This is a genomic window from Pedobacter miscanthi (assembly GCF_032678605.1).
Taxonomy (GTDB): domain Bacteria; phylum Bacteroidota; class Bacteroidia; order Sphingobacteriales; family Sphingobacteriaceae; genus Pedobacter; species Pedobacter miscanthi_A.
Genome location: NZ_JAVTSU010000007.1, coordinates 51,110 through 67,773 on the forward strand (window position 1 = coordinate 51,110; position 16,664 = coordinate 67,773).

The window sequence follows — 16,664 nt, forward strand, 5'->3', positions numbered from 1 at the left end:
ATCAACTATTTAACCGCAGCATGCCACAAGTTTTCGACCGCTAGAGGCAGGATGCACAGAACCAAACTTTACGTAAATGTATACAATTTATACGAAGAAATTCAGTATGCCAAATTGGCTATACTATAAAATATTGCTAATTATGCGCTTAACTACCGTTATATTAATAGCATCCCTTATGCAGGTCAGCGCATCCACCTTTGGCCAGCGCATTACCCTAAACCTTCCAGATGCTTCTGTTAAAGCGGTGCTTAAAGAGATCAGAAAGCAGAGCGGCTATGATATTTTCTATGATAACAGGATCATACTGAATAACCAACGGGTGTCTGTCGCAGTTACAGATGTGACGCTCGAAGAAGCTTTGAACAATGTCTTTAAAGGGCTTGCCCTTAAATATGATATAGATGGCAAAACAGTGTCCATTACCAGAAAAGAGAAACCCACCTTTCTCGAAAATCTTATTACGCAGATCAACGCAGTCGATATCAGGGGGAAGGTCATTGGAGAGAATAACGAAATACTGGCGGGAGCGACCATAAAGATTAAGGGGACTAACAAAACAGCCAGGTGCAATGAAAAGGGTGAATTCTTTTTGGCAGATGTGGATGAAAACGCCGTATTGATAATCTCCTACATCGGATATATATCTTCGGAAGTCAGCTTGAAAGATGCAGTCATGCCATTAGAGATCAAGTTGAATACAGTCATCAGCGACCTCAAAGAAGTGGCTATATCTACGGGATATCAACGCATTAAGCCCACCCAGGTTACAGGGGCTACAAATACAATTTCGACTAAGGAATATGAATCCCGTATCAGTACAGATTTCTTATCAGGTTTAGTTAATAAAATGCCGGGACTGGTCATTAATCCCGATGTGAAATTTACCAGCAGTACCTATAACGTAACGAGTAAAAACGGCATGTTCAACATCCGGGGGATTTCGACGATTACAGGGAACCAGAACCCCCTTATTGTACTTGACGGGTACCCTACAGAACTATCCTTAAGCGATATCAACCCTAATGAAATTGGCTCAGTAACCATCCTGAAAGATGCGGCTGCAGCGGCAATATACGGTGTGCGTGCTGCCAATGGGGTTATTGTTATACAACGTAAGCAGGCTAACCTGGGAAATACCCGTTTTGCTTTTCGCAGCACCGTTAGCATGAAGCCAAAAGAAGACTATAGTGGGTACCGCTGGGCGCCTACAGATACTTATTCAAATTATGCAAAGCTTCTTGCACCCACATCAGCAAGTAGCCAAGCTTCTTATTATCAATATGGTATTGGCATAAATCCAGTCATGGCGATTATTTTTCAGAGAGATGCAGGTACCATTACCCAAAGTCAGATGGAACAACAGCTTTTGGAGTTAAACTCCTATAATAACACAGAAGATTATGAACGTTTATTTACCAGGAATGCGTTTGCCCATCAGTATAATATGAATATAAGCGGGGGTACAGATAAGGCTTTGTATTATTTTACAGGTAATTATCTGGGTAATGAACTTAACCAGAAAAACAATAGTAACAGACAATTGCAGTTAAGCGGGCGTACCACTTTTAACTTCACTAAAAAACTCTCATTCGAGCTGACAACAGAATATCTTGACAGGTCCGCTAAGGGTGCACCGGTGCCGGATATTAACCAGTTTTATCCATTTGAACGTTTTGAGGATGCTAATAGTAACCCCGTTTCAACATATACAGGCTCAAACACAAATGAAGTGCACAATAACAATCAAAAAGCGATGGGTTATTTGGATAACAAATATTATCCATTGGTAGATATGAATGAAATTGAAACAAATACGCATACGATAGACAACCGGATCACTGCTAATTTTAAATATGTGTTAGGGAGTGGTTTTAATTTAGGCCTTGGCAGCGTGTATGAAAGGTCTGTTACCAACCAGCGGTACCTTGCCTCATCCAACTCCTCGGTGGTAAGGCAGTACATTAATAAATATGCAAATGCTGGTACCAATCCTTTAACGCTCAATATTCCAATCGGTGGCTATCTTCAGGAAACAGATTCACGCCTGACAAGCTTTACCGCACGTGCCCAGTTGGATTATAACAAGCGCATTGGAAGCAACCATTCTATTAATGCAATAGCAGGTTTTGAATTAAGACGTTTAGTTAACCAGTCTTCATCTGCACCGTTTTTTGGCTATAACGATCAAACACTCATCTCCCAGCCGGTAGATTACAATAAAGTAGTTACCTACAATTCAGGCGCCTTTCTCCTTAATCCAAGTTTAACCTATGCGCAGCTTTTTAGCCAGCAGTATACCGACGACCGTTTTGTATCAGGTTACTTCAACATGGTATATGCTTTTATGGACAGATACTCAGTGACGGGGAGTATCAGGATGGATCAGTCAAACCTGTTTGGCCAGGATCCCAAATACCGGTATAAGCCACTCTGGTCGATTGGTGCTGCATGGAACATTGACAAGGAAAATTTCATGCAGAACTTAGATTGGATCACCTCATTTAAATTAAGAATAGCAGAAGGTCTTAGCGGCAATATTGCGAAAACCAGTTTACCGCAGATTGTTGCAGCAGCGGCAATTAATCAGTTAACCACACCTCCCTCGAGTGCGCTTAATTTGTTGACCCCGGCCAATAGCGGCCTGCGCTGGGAAAAGACAAATAACTTTAATGTAGGAGTGGATTATAGCTTTTTAAGCAGGATCAATGGCAGTATCGACTATTATATCAAAACAAGTGAGGATCTTTTGGGCAATACACAAATAGATGCGACGCGAGGCGTTGCCAGTGCTTTAATCAATCAGGCCAGTGTTCGGAATAAGGGTATAGAGTTTAACTTGAACGCAGATTGGATGAGTTCAGCAAACTTCAACTGGAATACCGGGTTTTCATTGGCCCGTAATACCAGTAAAGTACTTGATATTTACCAAAGCGCTTCTTATAGCAGTGGTTCACCCCCGGTACTGCTTAACCAAATGGCCGCTGGTTATATAAAAGGTTATCCTTTAGGCCAGCTGTTCAGTCTTCGTTCTGCAGGTCTTGACAATGCGGGCGTCCCCTTAGTTTATGATGCCAATGGTAATGCCGTGCGGCTCAACACCAATATCAATCCCGGCCTGAATTATTTTACAGATCAGGGCAGTTATATTCCCAAATATAATTGTGGGCTGAGCAACAGGGTAGATATCGGTAATTTTTATTTCTATGCCATGGTAAATTTTTACAGCGGTTTCAATGTACGGGTGCCTTACCCTACGCCAGGTGTTGTACGGCCAATAACAGGAGCCGAAAATTTTTGGCAAAAGCCGGGTGATGAACTCAATCCAAATGCAGTAATGGGTACCGGCACCGGAATATTAGCTGTTAATTATTTATATGTAACACCTTATTTGGATTCTTATACCGTTAACGGTGCTTATTTAACTTTAGGCGATCTGACCGCCTCCTATAACCTGGCAAGTACAAAGTTTATTAAAAATCTCGGATTCAACACTTTTGAAGTTAAACTGCAGGCCACTAATGTTTATACAACTGGTTTTAACCGGTATAACTGGAGTCAGGCGACAGGTTCATTCACTAAAAACTATTTGACGCCTACCTATACCATTGGGATATTTACTAATTTTTAATTCACAACCATGAAATATATATATCAATACATCGCAGTACTGGCCATATTCCTGGTAACAGGTTGCGATAAGTTTTTGGATGTAGAACCAAAAGGAAAGCAATTGCTACAAACCGTAAAGGACTATGACCTGTGGCTAAACAGTCAGGCCTTAACCTATGAAACTCATGTTTATACCCTTTATCGTTTTTCGGATATCTATGACATTCATCCTTATAACCTCAATAGCATCACCGTTACCGATCTGCAGTACCGCTGGGCACTTCAATTTGAGGACCCGACACTTACTCCGAGTATATGGTCTAATTTTTACAATATTATTTATTACTATAATGCGGTGATAAACGGCATTGATAATGCCCAGGGTGGTAGCGCACAGGAAAAACAGAAACTCAAAGCTGAGGCGCTTCTGGGCCGGGCCCACGAATACTTTTACCTGGTTAATTTATATGGTAAAATTTATAACCCGTCTACCGCAGACCAGGATCTGAGTGTTCCTTTCGTATCCTCTTCGGACATCGTTACCATAACCCCGCCCAGAAGCACTGTAAAACAGGCATATGAAAATATCATCGCTGACCTGAACATGGCTTTGGCATCCCTGCCGGCCGATAATGCCACCAACCGCTTCCGGGGTTCAGTGGCGGCTGCTAACAGCATGCTTGCCCGTGTCTATTTCTATATGCGTGATTATGCAAATGCCCGCAAATATGCAGAGCTTTCCTTGCAGGCCCCTAGCCTAATGATGCTGGATTATAATGCAGGCGTCATCACTGCTACAGGATTTCCCAACTGGCCAGCCCTGGTTACACGTAAAGACGTAATTTATGCACGTGGGGCAGGTGCTATGTCGAATGTTGCAACGGTGCCCGTAACACTTTCTTTTGCGCAATCCTTTGCTGCGGGTGATCTGAGATCCTACTTTATTAAAGATATCAATAAGTCGACTTTATCTGCTAACCCTAAACGGGGAACTATAAATTACTGCTATGCCTATCTTGCTTCGACCACCAGCCCGAACATGGCCGGTAATGCCAACATAGGGACTTCAGTTGCAGAGATGAAACTGATCATTGCGGAAGGGGCTGTACGTTCGGGTGACCTTACAACCGCTTTGCAGCAACTTGATGATGTACGCAAAAATAGATTTTCCCCTACAGGTTATGCTGCATTTCAGTCCGGAGACCAGGCGGCCATACTACAAAAAATTACAGACGAAAGGCTTTTTGAACTGCCGTTCGGAGGGGTACGCTGGCTGGATATGCGCCGTTTGTCATCAGAAGGCAAAATGCCCGCTGTGAACAGGTATGATGCTAATGGCAATGTATTTGAAACCCTGCAGCCCAATGATCCAAGATATGTCTTGAAAATACCTTTAAATATTTTAGGGTACAATCCTGACATGCCACAAAACCAATAGAACATTAAACTCAATAAACTCAATAAATTATTTAAAATGAAAAATTTTATTAAACGAATCGCATTTACTTTAACGCTTTCAGCCATATTGTATAGCTCAGCTTTGGCGCAACAATCCTCCAAATTTGTGATCAACGGTGTTTTAAAAAACTTTAAGACAGTGCCCGATAAGGTCTTTCTGATCTATCCGGCGTATGAAGGTAAAAAACCGGATAGTTCAGATGTGGTAAACGGAACTTATAAATTTGTAGGCGAGATAGAAGAAGATGCACTTCCTTTACAGATAGCACTCGGCCCCGAGCTGGACATGATGTCTTCCATATTCGATCTCCAGGCCAGGGTGATCGTTACCGCGGGTGAAACTAAAATCGTTTCGGACAGGGTGTTGTACAACTATGTCGAAACTGGAGCCGCGGGGCAGCTTTTTGACCAGTACCGTGAGCTGTACTGGAAATATACGAATCCCGGTATAGTATTTTCGGAACAAAGAAACAGCTTTGGCTATCGCACCCGCGAAGCTATGAGAACCAGCTATGTAAAAAAATATCAAAATGACACCAAAAATTATTTTGATGATCATTACAACTTTATTGTGCAGCATCCTAAATCACCGTTGGTGCCTGAGCTGGCATTCAATTTATTGAATATCATAAAAGTTAAACAAAAAGCGGATTCCCTGATTGAGATTTTATCAGCTACAACTATAAAAAGCAAGGTGAGAACAGCCACATTGACAAAGCTTCAGGACAAATCGAAAGAACTTGCGGCAAAACTGGCAACATCAGCCGGAAAACCGGCCCCTGATTTTTCGCAGAATGATGTGAACGGCAACGCGATCAAACTCTCTTCGTTCCGGGGTAAATATGTACTGGTTGATTTTTGGGCAAGTTGGTGCGCCCCATGCCGTGCAGAAAATCCAAATGTTGTTAAAGCTTATGCGAAATATCATAACAAAAATTTCGAGATTTTAGGCGTTTCACTTGATAGTGAATCTGCAAAAAATGCCTGGAATGCCGCAATTAAGAGCGATGGGCTGACCTGGCCCCAGGTCTCAGACCTTAAAGGCTGGAAAAATGAAGCTGCCAAACTTTTTGCGGTTACTGCTATACCACAAAATTTCCTTATTGATCCAAAGGGCCAGATTATCGCAACGAATCTCCGAGGAGAGGCTTTGGAGCAGGCACTTGAGAAATTTTTAAAATAAATCTCCTGTGGTTATCTGACCGATACCAGCGTAAAATTGGGGATAGTCCCTTGCTGGTGTTTGATAAGGAAAAAGCGGCCATCAGTTTTCCCAACTGATTGCCGCTTTTTTATTAATGGCAGCGAATATGACGGGCCAGGTAACAGGATATCTGTCCCAAGTCGTTACACCGGGGGACAGCTACAATTTTGTGGCATTTAAAACAAAGTAAATAGACCTTTAAAACAAAACTGAAAAGATCTGATCCATTTATTTTTGTATCAACGGAGAATTATAAAAGCGAACTACAGCAGTCAATGGATCCAGCCGTTAATGTTAGATCACTGTTAACTGGGCTTTAAGGTGAATTTCCTTAACGCAAAGATTGTGAACCTTATGGGGGGCTGCAGGCATCGGACAAAACAGTAAGCTCATGGCCTCCGGGGTAACAGTTACTTTGTCTTCAACAGATGTTGGGATTATAAAATGTACTGACAATGAAACCAAGATAATCAATTAAAAAATAAGTATGAAAGTAACCAGGGATATGCTGCACAAAGAGTTGCAGTCAAGTTATTGGGCACTGAAGTTGTCCTCAAAACTGCTCATGAACAGGGTAGGCATAAAAATGATAAACCGGATCAGCGCAAGATCCAAAGGTAAGGATATTGAAGGTCTGCAGTGTGGGGAAACGTCGATTTCCAGTAACTCCGGAGGTCCGGCTATCAGGCTGCGTATTTTCAGGCCATTGCACTATACAGGGGATTTGCCGGGGATGCTTTATATCCATGGCGGTGGCCTGATGATGGGGAATCCCGAGGACTATCTGGATATCGTTAAAAGGTTTATCGATAAAAGCCCATGTGTCATTATCGCCCCGGATTACCGCAAGGCCCCGGATGCTCCATACCCCGCGGCCTTTAATGACTGTTACGATACCCTTTTGTGGATGGACAAATATGCAGGGACTTTGGGTATCATGCCCAATAAACTCATCGTCGCCGGACACAGTGCAGGAGGTGGGCTGGCAGCTGCTGTCACTTTAAAGGCAACTGATACTGGAGAAGTAAAGATCGCCTTTCAGATGCCTATCTATCCGATGATCGATGATAGGCAAAACTCACTCTCGGCAAAAGAAAATAACGCTCCCGGATGGAACGCTCAGTCGAACAAGATGGGCTGGTCAGCTTATCTTCAGGGGTTAATGAAAAGAGGTGAGGAAATCCCGCCGTATGCCGCTGCCGCAAGGGCCCGGGACTTTTCAAAACTCCCTCCAACCATCACTTTCGTTGGGGACATAGAGCCTTTTAGGGATGAAACCCTTGAATACGTGGACAGGCTTCTTGATGAGGGTATTGCTGTGGAGTTCCGCATATTCGAAGGCTGCATTCATGCCTTCGAAGTACTTTTTCCAAAACTTGAAGTGAGCAAAGAGGCCTGGTCGTTTCTTTTGTCTTCCTATAGCAAATACCTGGATGCATATGTTTATTCCCCATTCTTACCCACTAAACTTATCCTGCACAAATAATATAGTCTCAATATAAAAAATATAGATCATGACAGCCAGTAAATTTATTGTAATCCCCATTCTTACCTGCATCCTCTTACTCATTGACTGGTATGTATGGCAGGCGGTAAAAGCTGTCTTTCAGCATTCCCCGGCGCAGGTTCAAACGATTGTGAGATACCTGTTCTGGAGTTTGACAATCGTCATAATCGCTGGTTTGTGGGCCTATAATTTTGTGGATCCGGATGTATTGGGGGTCAGGATGCGCACCCTTATACTTGGCAGTCTGTTTGTCATCTACTTTTCCAAGCTGTTTTCCATAATTTTCATCCTGACCGATGATATACTGAGACTTTTTCAATCGCTCAGGTTCAAAATGTTCAATACCAACGGAGCTGTTGAAAGTGTTGATAAAGAAGGTACTGGAATAAGCCGTTCGGATTTTCTGATGAAAACTGCCCTGATCGCTGCCTCGGTCCCCGCAGTTGCCCTCACCTGGGGGATTCTTTCCGGGGCACACGATTACCATCTCAGACGGGTACGCTTAGTGATCAGGAACCTTCCCAAGGCTTTCCAGGGGATGACTATCGGACAGATTTCCGATATCCATACCGGATCGTTTTTTAACCGCACTGCGGTTAAAGGGGGGGTGGAGATGCTGTTGAGGGAAAAAGCAGACATGGTTTTCTTTACAGGCGACCTGGTCAATGACCGCGCAGAAGAGGTTAAAGACTACATTGATATCTTTGATAAGATAAGGGCGCCCCTTGGCGTATATAGTACCCTTGGTAACCATGACTATGGTGCCTATAAGGGATGGGCGAGCCCACAGGCAAAAAGAAAGAACCTCGATGCGGTCATACATGCCCACAAGTTACTGGGTTACGAGCTCCTCCAGGACCAGAACAGGACAATCACCCTGAACGGAGAGAAACTGGCGATCATCGGGGTTCACAATATCTCTGCCAAAGAATCCATTTTTTATGGGAATGGCGACCTTGCCAAAGCGAAAAAGGGAACAGAGGATGCGCCCGTAAAGCTGCTTTTAAGCCATGACCCTACACATTGGGACAAGGAAGTGAACAGCGGTTTTACAGATATTGATGTGATGTTCAGCGGGCATACCCACGGTACGCAGTTTGGAGTGACAATCGGCGGGGAATGCTATTCTCCTGCACAGCTCAGTTATGAACAATGGGCTGGACTATATCAAAAAGGTGCCCAGCAGTTATATGTGAACCGTGGATTTGGTTATCTCGGCTATCCAGGCAGGGTAGGGATGCCGCCGGAAATAACCATTTTTGAACTTTCAGGCTCTTAAAACAGCCGCTCACTGCTCAAAGAGCCCATTTGTAGATTGCTTAGTTTTTGAACCAAAATTAGATTTAAAATGGGACATATCTCAAGATACATTTCCCCCGGTATCAAGCTTTCCTGTTATAAAGACAGACTGTTCAAGTCCGGGGTCGTTTTTAATGACCACATGCTGATCTGGCTAATTTCAGGTGAAACGAAAATTGTTCAGGCACAAGCCAGCCAGATTTTTAAGGCCGGCGATATATTCCTGATCCCGAAGGACCATCCGTCCACGATCCTCAATTATCCCAAAGATGGCCTGCCCCATAGGAATGTGGTGATGGTGCTGACTGCGGAAATACTCCGTGAGTTTTATGCAGATCTGAAGGTGTCCATCCACCTCAGGCCGGTTCCCCATATCCGCAGTTTCGACAAACACCCGTTGCTCACCAGCTGCCTGGATTCCCTAGTCCCGTATTTTGAGCTAGAGGATCTTCCAAAGCATATTGCACTTGGAAAGATTATCGAGGCCATCGCCGTAATCAGGGCCGTTCATCCGGAAATAGATGGTGTGCTGGCAAACTTTGAAGAACCTGGCAAAGCTGACCTGATCGGGTTTATGGAGAAAAATTATATGTTCAATATGACCATAGAGAAATTCGGATATCTTACCGGTAGGAGCCTTACAACCTTTAAACGTGATTTTAAAAAAGCATATAAGGTTACGCCCCGGAAATGGCTTACCCAAAAGCGCTTGGAACTTGCGCATTTTATGATCGCCCGAGAGCACAGAAAACCAGCGGAAGTGCTCTTGGAAGCCGGGTTTGAAAACCTGTCCCATTTTTCATATATTTTTAAAAAACAGTTTGGCTATGCACCAACAGAACTGTGCGGCCGTAGCGCTGGGATAAAGCCTGTTGTGTAAATGTTTTATGATTCCTTATGCGGGGTATTTCTGGAGGGAATAGAAGGGTTTTTCAAGCCCCTATTGCTGACAGCCTGGAAATTTGCTGAAATAAAAGCCTGTTTTTGCCAAATGGATTCTGGTTCCTACCATATGGATGCCCTGGGTGTATCTTAGCCTTTGCGGCTTCCTGTTTTCCCGGCCCGGCGGTTGCCGGTAAAAATAGGGACTGCATGTTGATGCAGTCCCCGGGCAATAATAACAGTTTTCTTTTTTAAGGTTGCCCTAAAGACTATTTGATCAGATCCTTAAGTCCATTTGGGAACAGTGCCTCTACAAAGGGAACTGTATTGAGGTATTCTTTGTGGGAAAAGATCTTTCCGTTTTTTAAGGTGATCACCCCGATATACTGCATCTTATATGGTCTGCCCGTGGCAGTAGTGGCTTCACTTTCGTACTCGGCAACAAGCTGGTTTGGCGTTTCAGAGACAACCTTCATCCCCGTAAAGTGGAAGTTGGGCGCAAGCTTTAGCAGTCCCGCCATTGTCGCCTCGATCACATCATGTCCCTGAAACTTGGCTGGCATCCCAAAAGCCGCTACATAGGGAGCCTCCATATAACCATCTTCAGTAAAGAAAGAGGCTGCTGCCTTAGGATTTCCAGAGCTAACCGCTGCCAGATATTCTGAAAAGATAAGGGATGCCTTCTTTGCCCGCTGGGCGGAAGCGGTAAGTGCCGTACCTGTTAATAATAGTGTGATAATCAGATTTTTCATCATTTGTTTTTTAATATGTAATTCATATCTATTTTAATAAATGGGCTGATGGAAGGCATCAACCCTAATTAACATCGAATTTAATACCTGTCATCTCTATGCTAAGGTTCCATAGCTTTTTTGCATTTTGCTCATCCAGGGAATATTCCTGTACGCCGCTCTGATGAAGTTTGGCATTGGTTTCAACATTGGGATCTTCCGAGAGAAGCTCGGCAATATCCCCATCTTCGCAATAGACGCCTCCAATATTATCTAGCAATGGGCTGGTTGCGGCCCATACGGTAGTTGCAGCGCCCTGTGGAATGGTTTTTAGCCCAGCAAGAATTTCCGGACGCAGATTTCCGTTTTCATCGAAGAAGCCCATCTGCTTGAACAGTTCAATATCGGCGTCCCTGGCCAGCTCAGTTCCGGCGATTGAACCCGGGTGCAGTGAATAAGCCCTTACATTAAATGCCTTGGCGCGGTTGTCAAGTTCAAGTGCAAACAGGTTGCTGGCGGTTTTCGACTGTCCGTAGCCCTGTAGTGTCTGGTACTCTCTTTGTTCGAAATTGGGATCATCGAAATTGAATGGTGCCATGTGGTGTCCAAGTGAGGAAACATTTACTACACGGGATCCATTGGCTGCTTTCAATGCAGGCCATAATCTCGCAACCAATTGATACTGTCCAAGATAATTGGTTACCAGTTGTGATTCGATGCCGCGGCTGTCTCTTTGCAATGGTACCCACATGATACCTGCATTATTGATCAATAAGTGCAGTGGCCTGCCTGAGGCAAGAAATTTTTCAGCAAAAATATCTATTGTTTCGGAATGGCTCAGGTCCATCGCCTCGATTTCCACGTTTGGAATTCCCTGAAGGTTCTTCTCTGCTTTCTCAACATCCCTCGCCGGTACGATCACCGTTGCACCCGCTGATGCTAGAACTTTAACGGTCTCCAGGCCGATGCCAGAATTTCCTCCAGTTACGATGGCTATTTTTCCACTTAGGTCAATACCACTGATCACTTCGCTTGCGGTTGATCTGGCATTGAAACCTGAACCAATCGGCTGCTGTAACGCGCCTTGATAATTATTATTTTCCATTTTGTCTTTATTTAAATGTATATAACAAATTTAGGTAGATCCAGAGGGACGGGTTTTGTTCAGCGTGTCAATTTTTTTTGTTTTGAAAGTCAGTTTGTTTGTTGAACATGTCAAGCCACCGCGGAAACACCAACTTAATGGGCCATACAAAGCTTTTTGAAACCAGCAGGGATGAAAGGAGTGATCTGCATTGGTCCCGCGGCTATATTGTTTCTGAATAAATTGTTTATGCTGTTTTCTGGGATTATCGGTGCTCAATGGGCATCGTATTTCGGATCAATCCATATACTGTCCGGTAAGGGCACCGAATGGCATATCGTGGGGGCATTGAACAGATACTATCGAAGAGATTATATTCTTTGTGAAAAAAGGGGTTCCTGGGGAAAAATATTCACATCGTCCCTGGTCGGAGAGTATTCACAAATCCCGCATGAACAGAATGCTTCCCTTTCAGCCAAAGCACATAATCCCCTCAGATTGACCGCGGTCTGCCGCCGGTATGCAGGGCAGAAGCAGGGTTTATCTTCGGGGGATCTGTCCGGAAAGCTTCGTTTATGGTTTTCTTCCATAAAGCAACAGCCTTTTAAAGGCATAGATCGCGGGAAGCTTCTGAAAGTTTTTTGCGATCCTTTCTTTGAATGCTGCTACAAAAAGCTCTTTTTCTCCTCCTTCCAGACGCTCCAAATAGGGGATTAATGAAGATCCGGAAATAAAATTATAAAGCGTTTCATGATCATGGGCAATGATGGGGTAGACTTTTTGTACAATCTGGATATCTTCCAGCCCGCCATCAAAGAGAATCTGCGCATATTCATCGATTGAAAGCACTGGAGAACCCCTTTTCCATCCACCGAGAAAATCAGAGAAAGGTTTTTCCTCCACCAGTTCAAAAAGGATCCTATTGAGCAGGTTTTCTTTTTGGACAGGCATCTGTACAGCAAACTGTCCGCCAGGGTTAACCAGCGCGAGTAGCTGCGGGAAAAGTTCTGCATGGTTTTCAGACCATTGCAGTGCCGCATTGCTGAAAACAAGATCCCATTTTTTACCCGAGGCAATAATCTCTTCTGTCGTATTGCTGAGAAAGCTAAGGTTGCCGGTTTCCAGCTTTTTTGATGATTCCAGCATTTCTGCAGAAGAGTCGACCCCCAGGAACACCGTATCCCTGAACCTCTCGGCAAGTATCGCTGTCTGCTCGCCAGTGCCACACCCAAGGTCTATTGCCATGCTGTTCGCAGCTGGTTTGACAAGCGCTGCCAGATCATAAAATGGCTGATAACGGATGTTTTTGAATTTGTCGTAAATCTGTGGGTTCCATGGCATAAAATTCGGCTTTAATTTTTCCCGCCCTGCTGTTTAACGCTTGGCGGTATGGTTAAAAAAAGTACTGGTAAGCGAACAGCAAAAAACATGCTAACAATTTTCTTCGTTTTTCTGCAGGGCGCAAAAGTAACTGTATATGTCTGTCAGGACGTTGATACTTTCATTGACAGGAAAAACGGGATTCCATCATCGACCGAAGATTACTATGGAAATGCTTAGAGGGGATATTTTTTTGCATCTGTAGATATCGATTAAAAACGCCGTTGTTGATCCGGGCGGACCATACTAACTGTCAGCTGGCCGGCAAGAGATGGTAACGGGCCTTAAAAAAGCGCCTGGACGTATGCGTAAGCTGCGAAGCAGGGTGTTATTACCTCACTGTTGTGCTTTTTATCTGAGCGGTATGGGCACTGAAATACCCAAGTGCAGTTGGGGAAATATTATTGGGCGGATTGGAAGGGGTGACGCCACCTCCGGCACCATTAAGCCCCTGCTGGCGTAAGCTGAACCAATAGGTATAAACCGGAAGATCAACACATTGCATCTCCACCCTAACGTTGGCCCCTGAACGGACTTCGGGATCTTCCGAGAGCAGCCTAAGGTCAAAACGCACATTGCGGCCGTTGCTGAGCATGTCGTTGTTGACAAACGGCCGCCTGACCATCACACCGTCTATATAGAAAACAAAGCGGTATTGGTTAGGCCCGTCCACTGGATCCCGGTAGTGAACACTGACCTGTCTGTCGTTTCCCTGTATATCAAAGTCATCTATCCTGGAACTTACAGAATCCAGTTCCACTACAGCAGGCATCACAGAAACCGCGGTATAGGTTGTTCCCCCATTTATAACGCGTAGGGTATAACTGCGTCCGGGTGTCCCCCTGAACCCGTCGGCGATGTAGGTTCCCGCTGTGGTTTCCCGGAAGATATGATCGCTCTGGGTACCCTCGCTTACCGTTACCTCGGCACCGCTTACAGGGTCAGTGCTTTGCCCGCCCGAAAAAGAAACGTTGGTACTCAGCCTTACCGTTTGCCGTTCAGACAGGTTATTGATATTGCCCTCGATGACCAGCTGCCCGATATCATTGCGCAGATCAAGCTCTACGACCTTTTCGCAGCCAGAAAGTGCGCATAAGAGAACGGAAAATATAGTAAATCTTATCTTATTTATCATGGTATTAAAATTTAAAGTTCCAGCTAACTGATGGAATGGGGTTAGGGAAAATACTGGTCATCACCGCCTCGGTACTACCGGGCATGGTTTCGCTATCTCTGAAAGCAATCGCATATGGGTCACGGCGTCCGTATATATTGTAGATGCTGAAGGTCCAGCTCGAATGGAAACGCTTGTGTACCCTGCCTTCAAAGGTTGCACCGAGATCAAGCCTGTGTGTCGGAGGTTGGCGGTAACCGTTCCTTTCCGAATAAGAGAGGGCCGTTGTACCGTCAACGGTATATCTGCCTGTGGGAAAGGTAACCGCGTTGCCCGTTGCATAGATGAATGTTCCCGATAAGGACCACCGTTTGTTCAGCTCATAGATGCCAACCAATGAGAAGTCATGTGGGCGGTCCTGTCTTGCAGGATAATACGTGCCGCCGTTCACCGCATCAAATTTCCGCTCTGTCCTCGAATAGGTATAGCCCATCCAGCCGTTGAACCGGCCATATCTTTTTTTAAGGAACAGTTCCAGCCCATAAGCCCGGCCGACTCCATAAGTGAGCAGGGACTCCACTTCCTGGTTGACCAGTAGCTGTGCGCCGTTTCTGTAATCAATCTGGTTCTGCATCCATTTGTAATATATCTCTGCAGAAAATTCATATGTATTATCTTTAAAATTGCGGAAATAGCCGGCAGAAACCTGGTCTGCAATTTCCGGCCTGATGTTGTTGGTACTCATTACATAAAGATCTGTGGGGGTGTTGCTTGTAGAATTGCTCAGCAGGTGGATGTTCTGTGTATTCCGGTTGTATGAAAATTTCAGAGAGTTTGCACCATTGAAAGCATAGGATACCGACAGCCGGGGTTCCAGATTGATATATGATTTCACCAATGCCCCTGAACCGTAAGTTTGCGAGCTGAGGGGGATCCCGTTGCTGTCATAAGTCCTGAATGTTCCCGGCCCTACGATCAGCGACCCGCTTAAACGAAAGCCGTATAGAAGTGTCAGCCTGCCATTTGCCTTCCATTCATCGCTGAAATAGGCCGCTGTCTCGTAACCATGGCGCAGTTCGACATGGGTATCATTAAAACTCGAACTCGCTCCCGTGGTGACATCGCCGGGCGAGATACGGTGCCGGATCAGGTTGATCCCAAATTTCAGGTTATGATCCCCACCGGGCATATACTGGAAATCCTGCTTTAGATTGATATCGGTGATGCGGGAGGCAACCCTAAATTCGTCTACGTTGTCGAAACTCTGGATAACGTAATTGTAATTGCTTGCAATCAGTGAGGTGTTGGAAAACAGCCTGTTGCTGAATACATGGTTGAACCGCAATGTAGCTGTCGCATTTCCCCAGTCGGTAGCGAAAATATCCCGCAGGCCTAACACATCACGGCCGAGATAGCCCGAGAAGTAAATTGCATTGCGGTCGTTGAAACGGTAATTGGCCTTGGCATTCAGGTCATAAAAATATAGCTGACTGTTATTGATGGCCGGATCTGAAGAAAACCTGAAAAACTGGTCAACATAGGTTCTGCGGCCGCTGATCATAAACGAGCCCCTGTCCTTCACAATAGGTCCCTCCATCTTAAGCCTTGAGGCGATCAGGCCGATGCCGCCCTGGAGGGTGAACTGTTTACTGTTTCCCTCGTTCATCTTTACATCCAGGACCGAAGAAAGCCGCCCCCCATACTCTGCACCCATTCCGCCTTTATAAATACTGACTTCCTTGATTGCATCGGAATTGAAGGTGGAAAAGAAACCCAGTAGGTGGGAGGCATTGTAAACCGTTGCCTCATCAAGAATAATCAGGTTCTGGTCTGAAGCCCCGCCGCGTACATAAAAACCTGTGTTGCCTTCACCTCCGCCTTTGATCCCTGGCATCAGTGTGATCGTTTTCAGTATGTCCCGCTCACCGAGCACCACCGGGACCATATTGATCTGGGCCATGTTCAGTTTCTCTAGGCCCATCTGTGGGGACGTGATCTGACTGTTGCCCGGTCTGTTCGTGCTGATCACAACCTCATCCAGATCGGCTTTGGATCCCAGCTCAAAGTTCATCACCTGGTTATTGTACAGGGAGATTTTTTGGGTAACTGCTTCGTAACCGATATAGCTACAGATGATACGGTATACTCCTGCAGGCGCATGAAGTGAAAAGAAACCGTAACTGTTAGTTGGGGAACCCGCTGTCCCGAGTTCCTCAAAACGCACGGATGCACCGATCAGCGTCTCGCCGGTCTGGGCATCCTTTACTGTTCCACTCAGGGTGAAGCGCTTTTGGCCCAGGCAGCTAAATGTGGTGAACATCATTATTCCGGTGAAAATGTAACCGGTAAGTCTTAAGTGTCTTCTATTGCCCTGCCTGGAAAAATATTTATGG

General features: G+C 45.0%; 12 protein-coding genes. 7 read left to right on the forward strand and 5 right to left on the reverse strand.

Annotation, left to right across the window (positions count from 1 at the left end):
- The first annotated feature begins 76 nt into the window (after nt 1-76).
- The 6 genes from R2R28_RS11955 to R2R28_RS11980 all read left to right on the forward strand — a co-directional run bounded on the left by R2R28_RS11955 (nt 77) and on the right by R2R28_RS11980 (nt 9,960).
- A complete protein-coding gene (locus R2R28_RS11955) occupies nt 77-3,631 on the forward strand; it encodes a SusC/RagA family TonB-linked outer membrane protein (protein ID WP_316825918.1) in 3,555 nt (1,184 codons plus the stop codon).
- A 9-nt stretch (nt 3,632-3,640) separates the two neighbouring features.
- Nucleotides 3,641-5,050, forward strand: coding sequence for a RagB/SusD family nutrient uptake outer membrane protein (locus R2R28_RS11960; protein WP_316825919.1), 1,410 nt, complete (start codon nt 3,641-3,643; stop codon nt 5,048-5,050).
- Between the two features lie 36 nt (nt 5,051-5,086).
- Nucleotides 5,087-6,253, forward strand: coding sequence for a TlpA disulfide reductase family protein (locus R2R28_RS11965; protein WP_316825920.1), 1,167 nt, complete (start codon nt 5,087-5,089; stop codon nt 6,251-6,253).
- Nucleotides 6,254-6,761: 508 nt separating this feature from the next.
- On the forward strand, nt 6,762-7,760 hold the full coding sequence (locus tag R2R28_RS11970; RefSeq protein WP_316825921.1) for an alpha/beta hydrolase: 999 nt from the start codon (nt 6,762-6,764) through the stop codon (nt 7,758-7,760).
- 28 nt (nt 7,761-7,788) lie between these two features.
- Nucleotides 7,789-9,060: a metallophosphoesterase gene (locus tag R2R28_RS11975; RefSeq protein ID WP_316825922.1), complete on the forward strand. Its 1,272-nt coding sequence runs from the start codon at nt 7,789-7,791 to the stop codon at nt 9,058-9,060.
- 69 nt (nt 9,061-9,129) lie between these two features.
- Complete coding sequence (locus tag R2R28_RS11980; protein ID WP_316825923.1) at nt 9,130-9,960, forward strand: AraC family transcriptional regulator; 831 nt, start codon at nt 9,130-9,132, stop codon at nt 9,958-9,960.
- Between the two features lie 271 nt (nt 9,961-10,231).
- Here R2R28_RS11980 and R2R28_RS11985 read toward each other — a convergent pair whose 3' ends face one another.
- The 3 genes from R2R28_RS11985 to R2R28_RS11995 form a co-directional block, all read right to left on the reverse strand.
- A complete protein-coding gene (locus R2R28_RS11985; RefSeq protein WP_316825924.1) occupies nt 10,232-10,717 on the reverse strand; it encodes a nuclear transport factor 2 family protein in 486 nt (161 codons plus the stop codon).
- Nucleotides 10,718-10,778: 61 nt separating this feature from the next.
- Nucleotides 10,779-11,798, reverse strand: a complete 1,020-nt coding sequence (locus tag R2R28_RS11990; protein WP_316825925.1) for an SDR family NAD(P)-dependent oxidoreductase — start codon at nt 11,796-11,798, stop codon at nt 10,779-10,781.
- Between the two features lie 552 nt (nt 11,799-12,350).
- A complete protein-coding gene (locus R2R28_RS11995) occupies nt 12,351-13,118 on the reverse strand; it encodes a methyltransferase domain-containing protein (protein WP_316825926.1) in 768 nt (255 codons plus the stop codon).
- Between the two features lie 87 nt (nt 13,119-13,205).
- On the opposite strand from R2R28_RS11995, the gene R2R28_RS12000 reads away from it, so the two are divergent.
- The gene (locus R2R28_RS12000; protein WP_316825927.1) at nt 13,206-13,337 is read left to right on the forward strand and encodes a hypothetical protein; all 132 of its coding nucleotides are present in this window, start codon (nt 13,206-13,208) and stop codon (nt 13,335-13,337) included.
- A 151-nt stretch (nt 13,338-13,488) separates the two neighbouring features.
- Here R2R28_RS12000 and R2R28_RS12005 read toward each other — a convergent pair whose 3' ends face one another.
- Together R2R28_RS12005 and R2R28_RS12010 are read right to left on the reverse strand one after the other, a co-directional pair.
- Nucleotides 13,489-14,292, reverse strand: a complete 804-nt coding sequence (locus R2R28_RS12005; protein WP_316825928.1) for a DUF4249 domain-containing protein — start codon at nt 14,290-14,292, stop codon at nt 13,489-13,491.
- A gap of 4 nt (nt 14,293-14,296) precedes the next feature.
- Nucleotides 14,297-16,594 carry a TonB-dependent receptor gene (locus R2R28_RS12010; protein ID WP_316825929.1) on the reverse strand — a complete coding sequence of 766 codons (2,298 nt, stop codon included), beginning with the start codon at nt 16,592-16,594 and terminating at the stop codon, nt 14,297-14,299.
- Between the last annotated feature and the right edge of the window lie 70 nt (nt 16,595-16,664).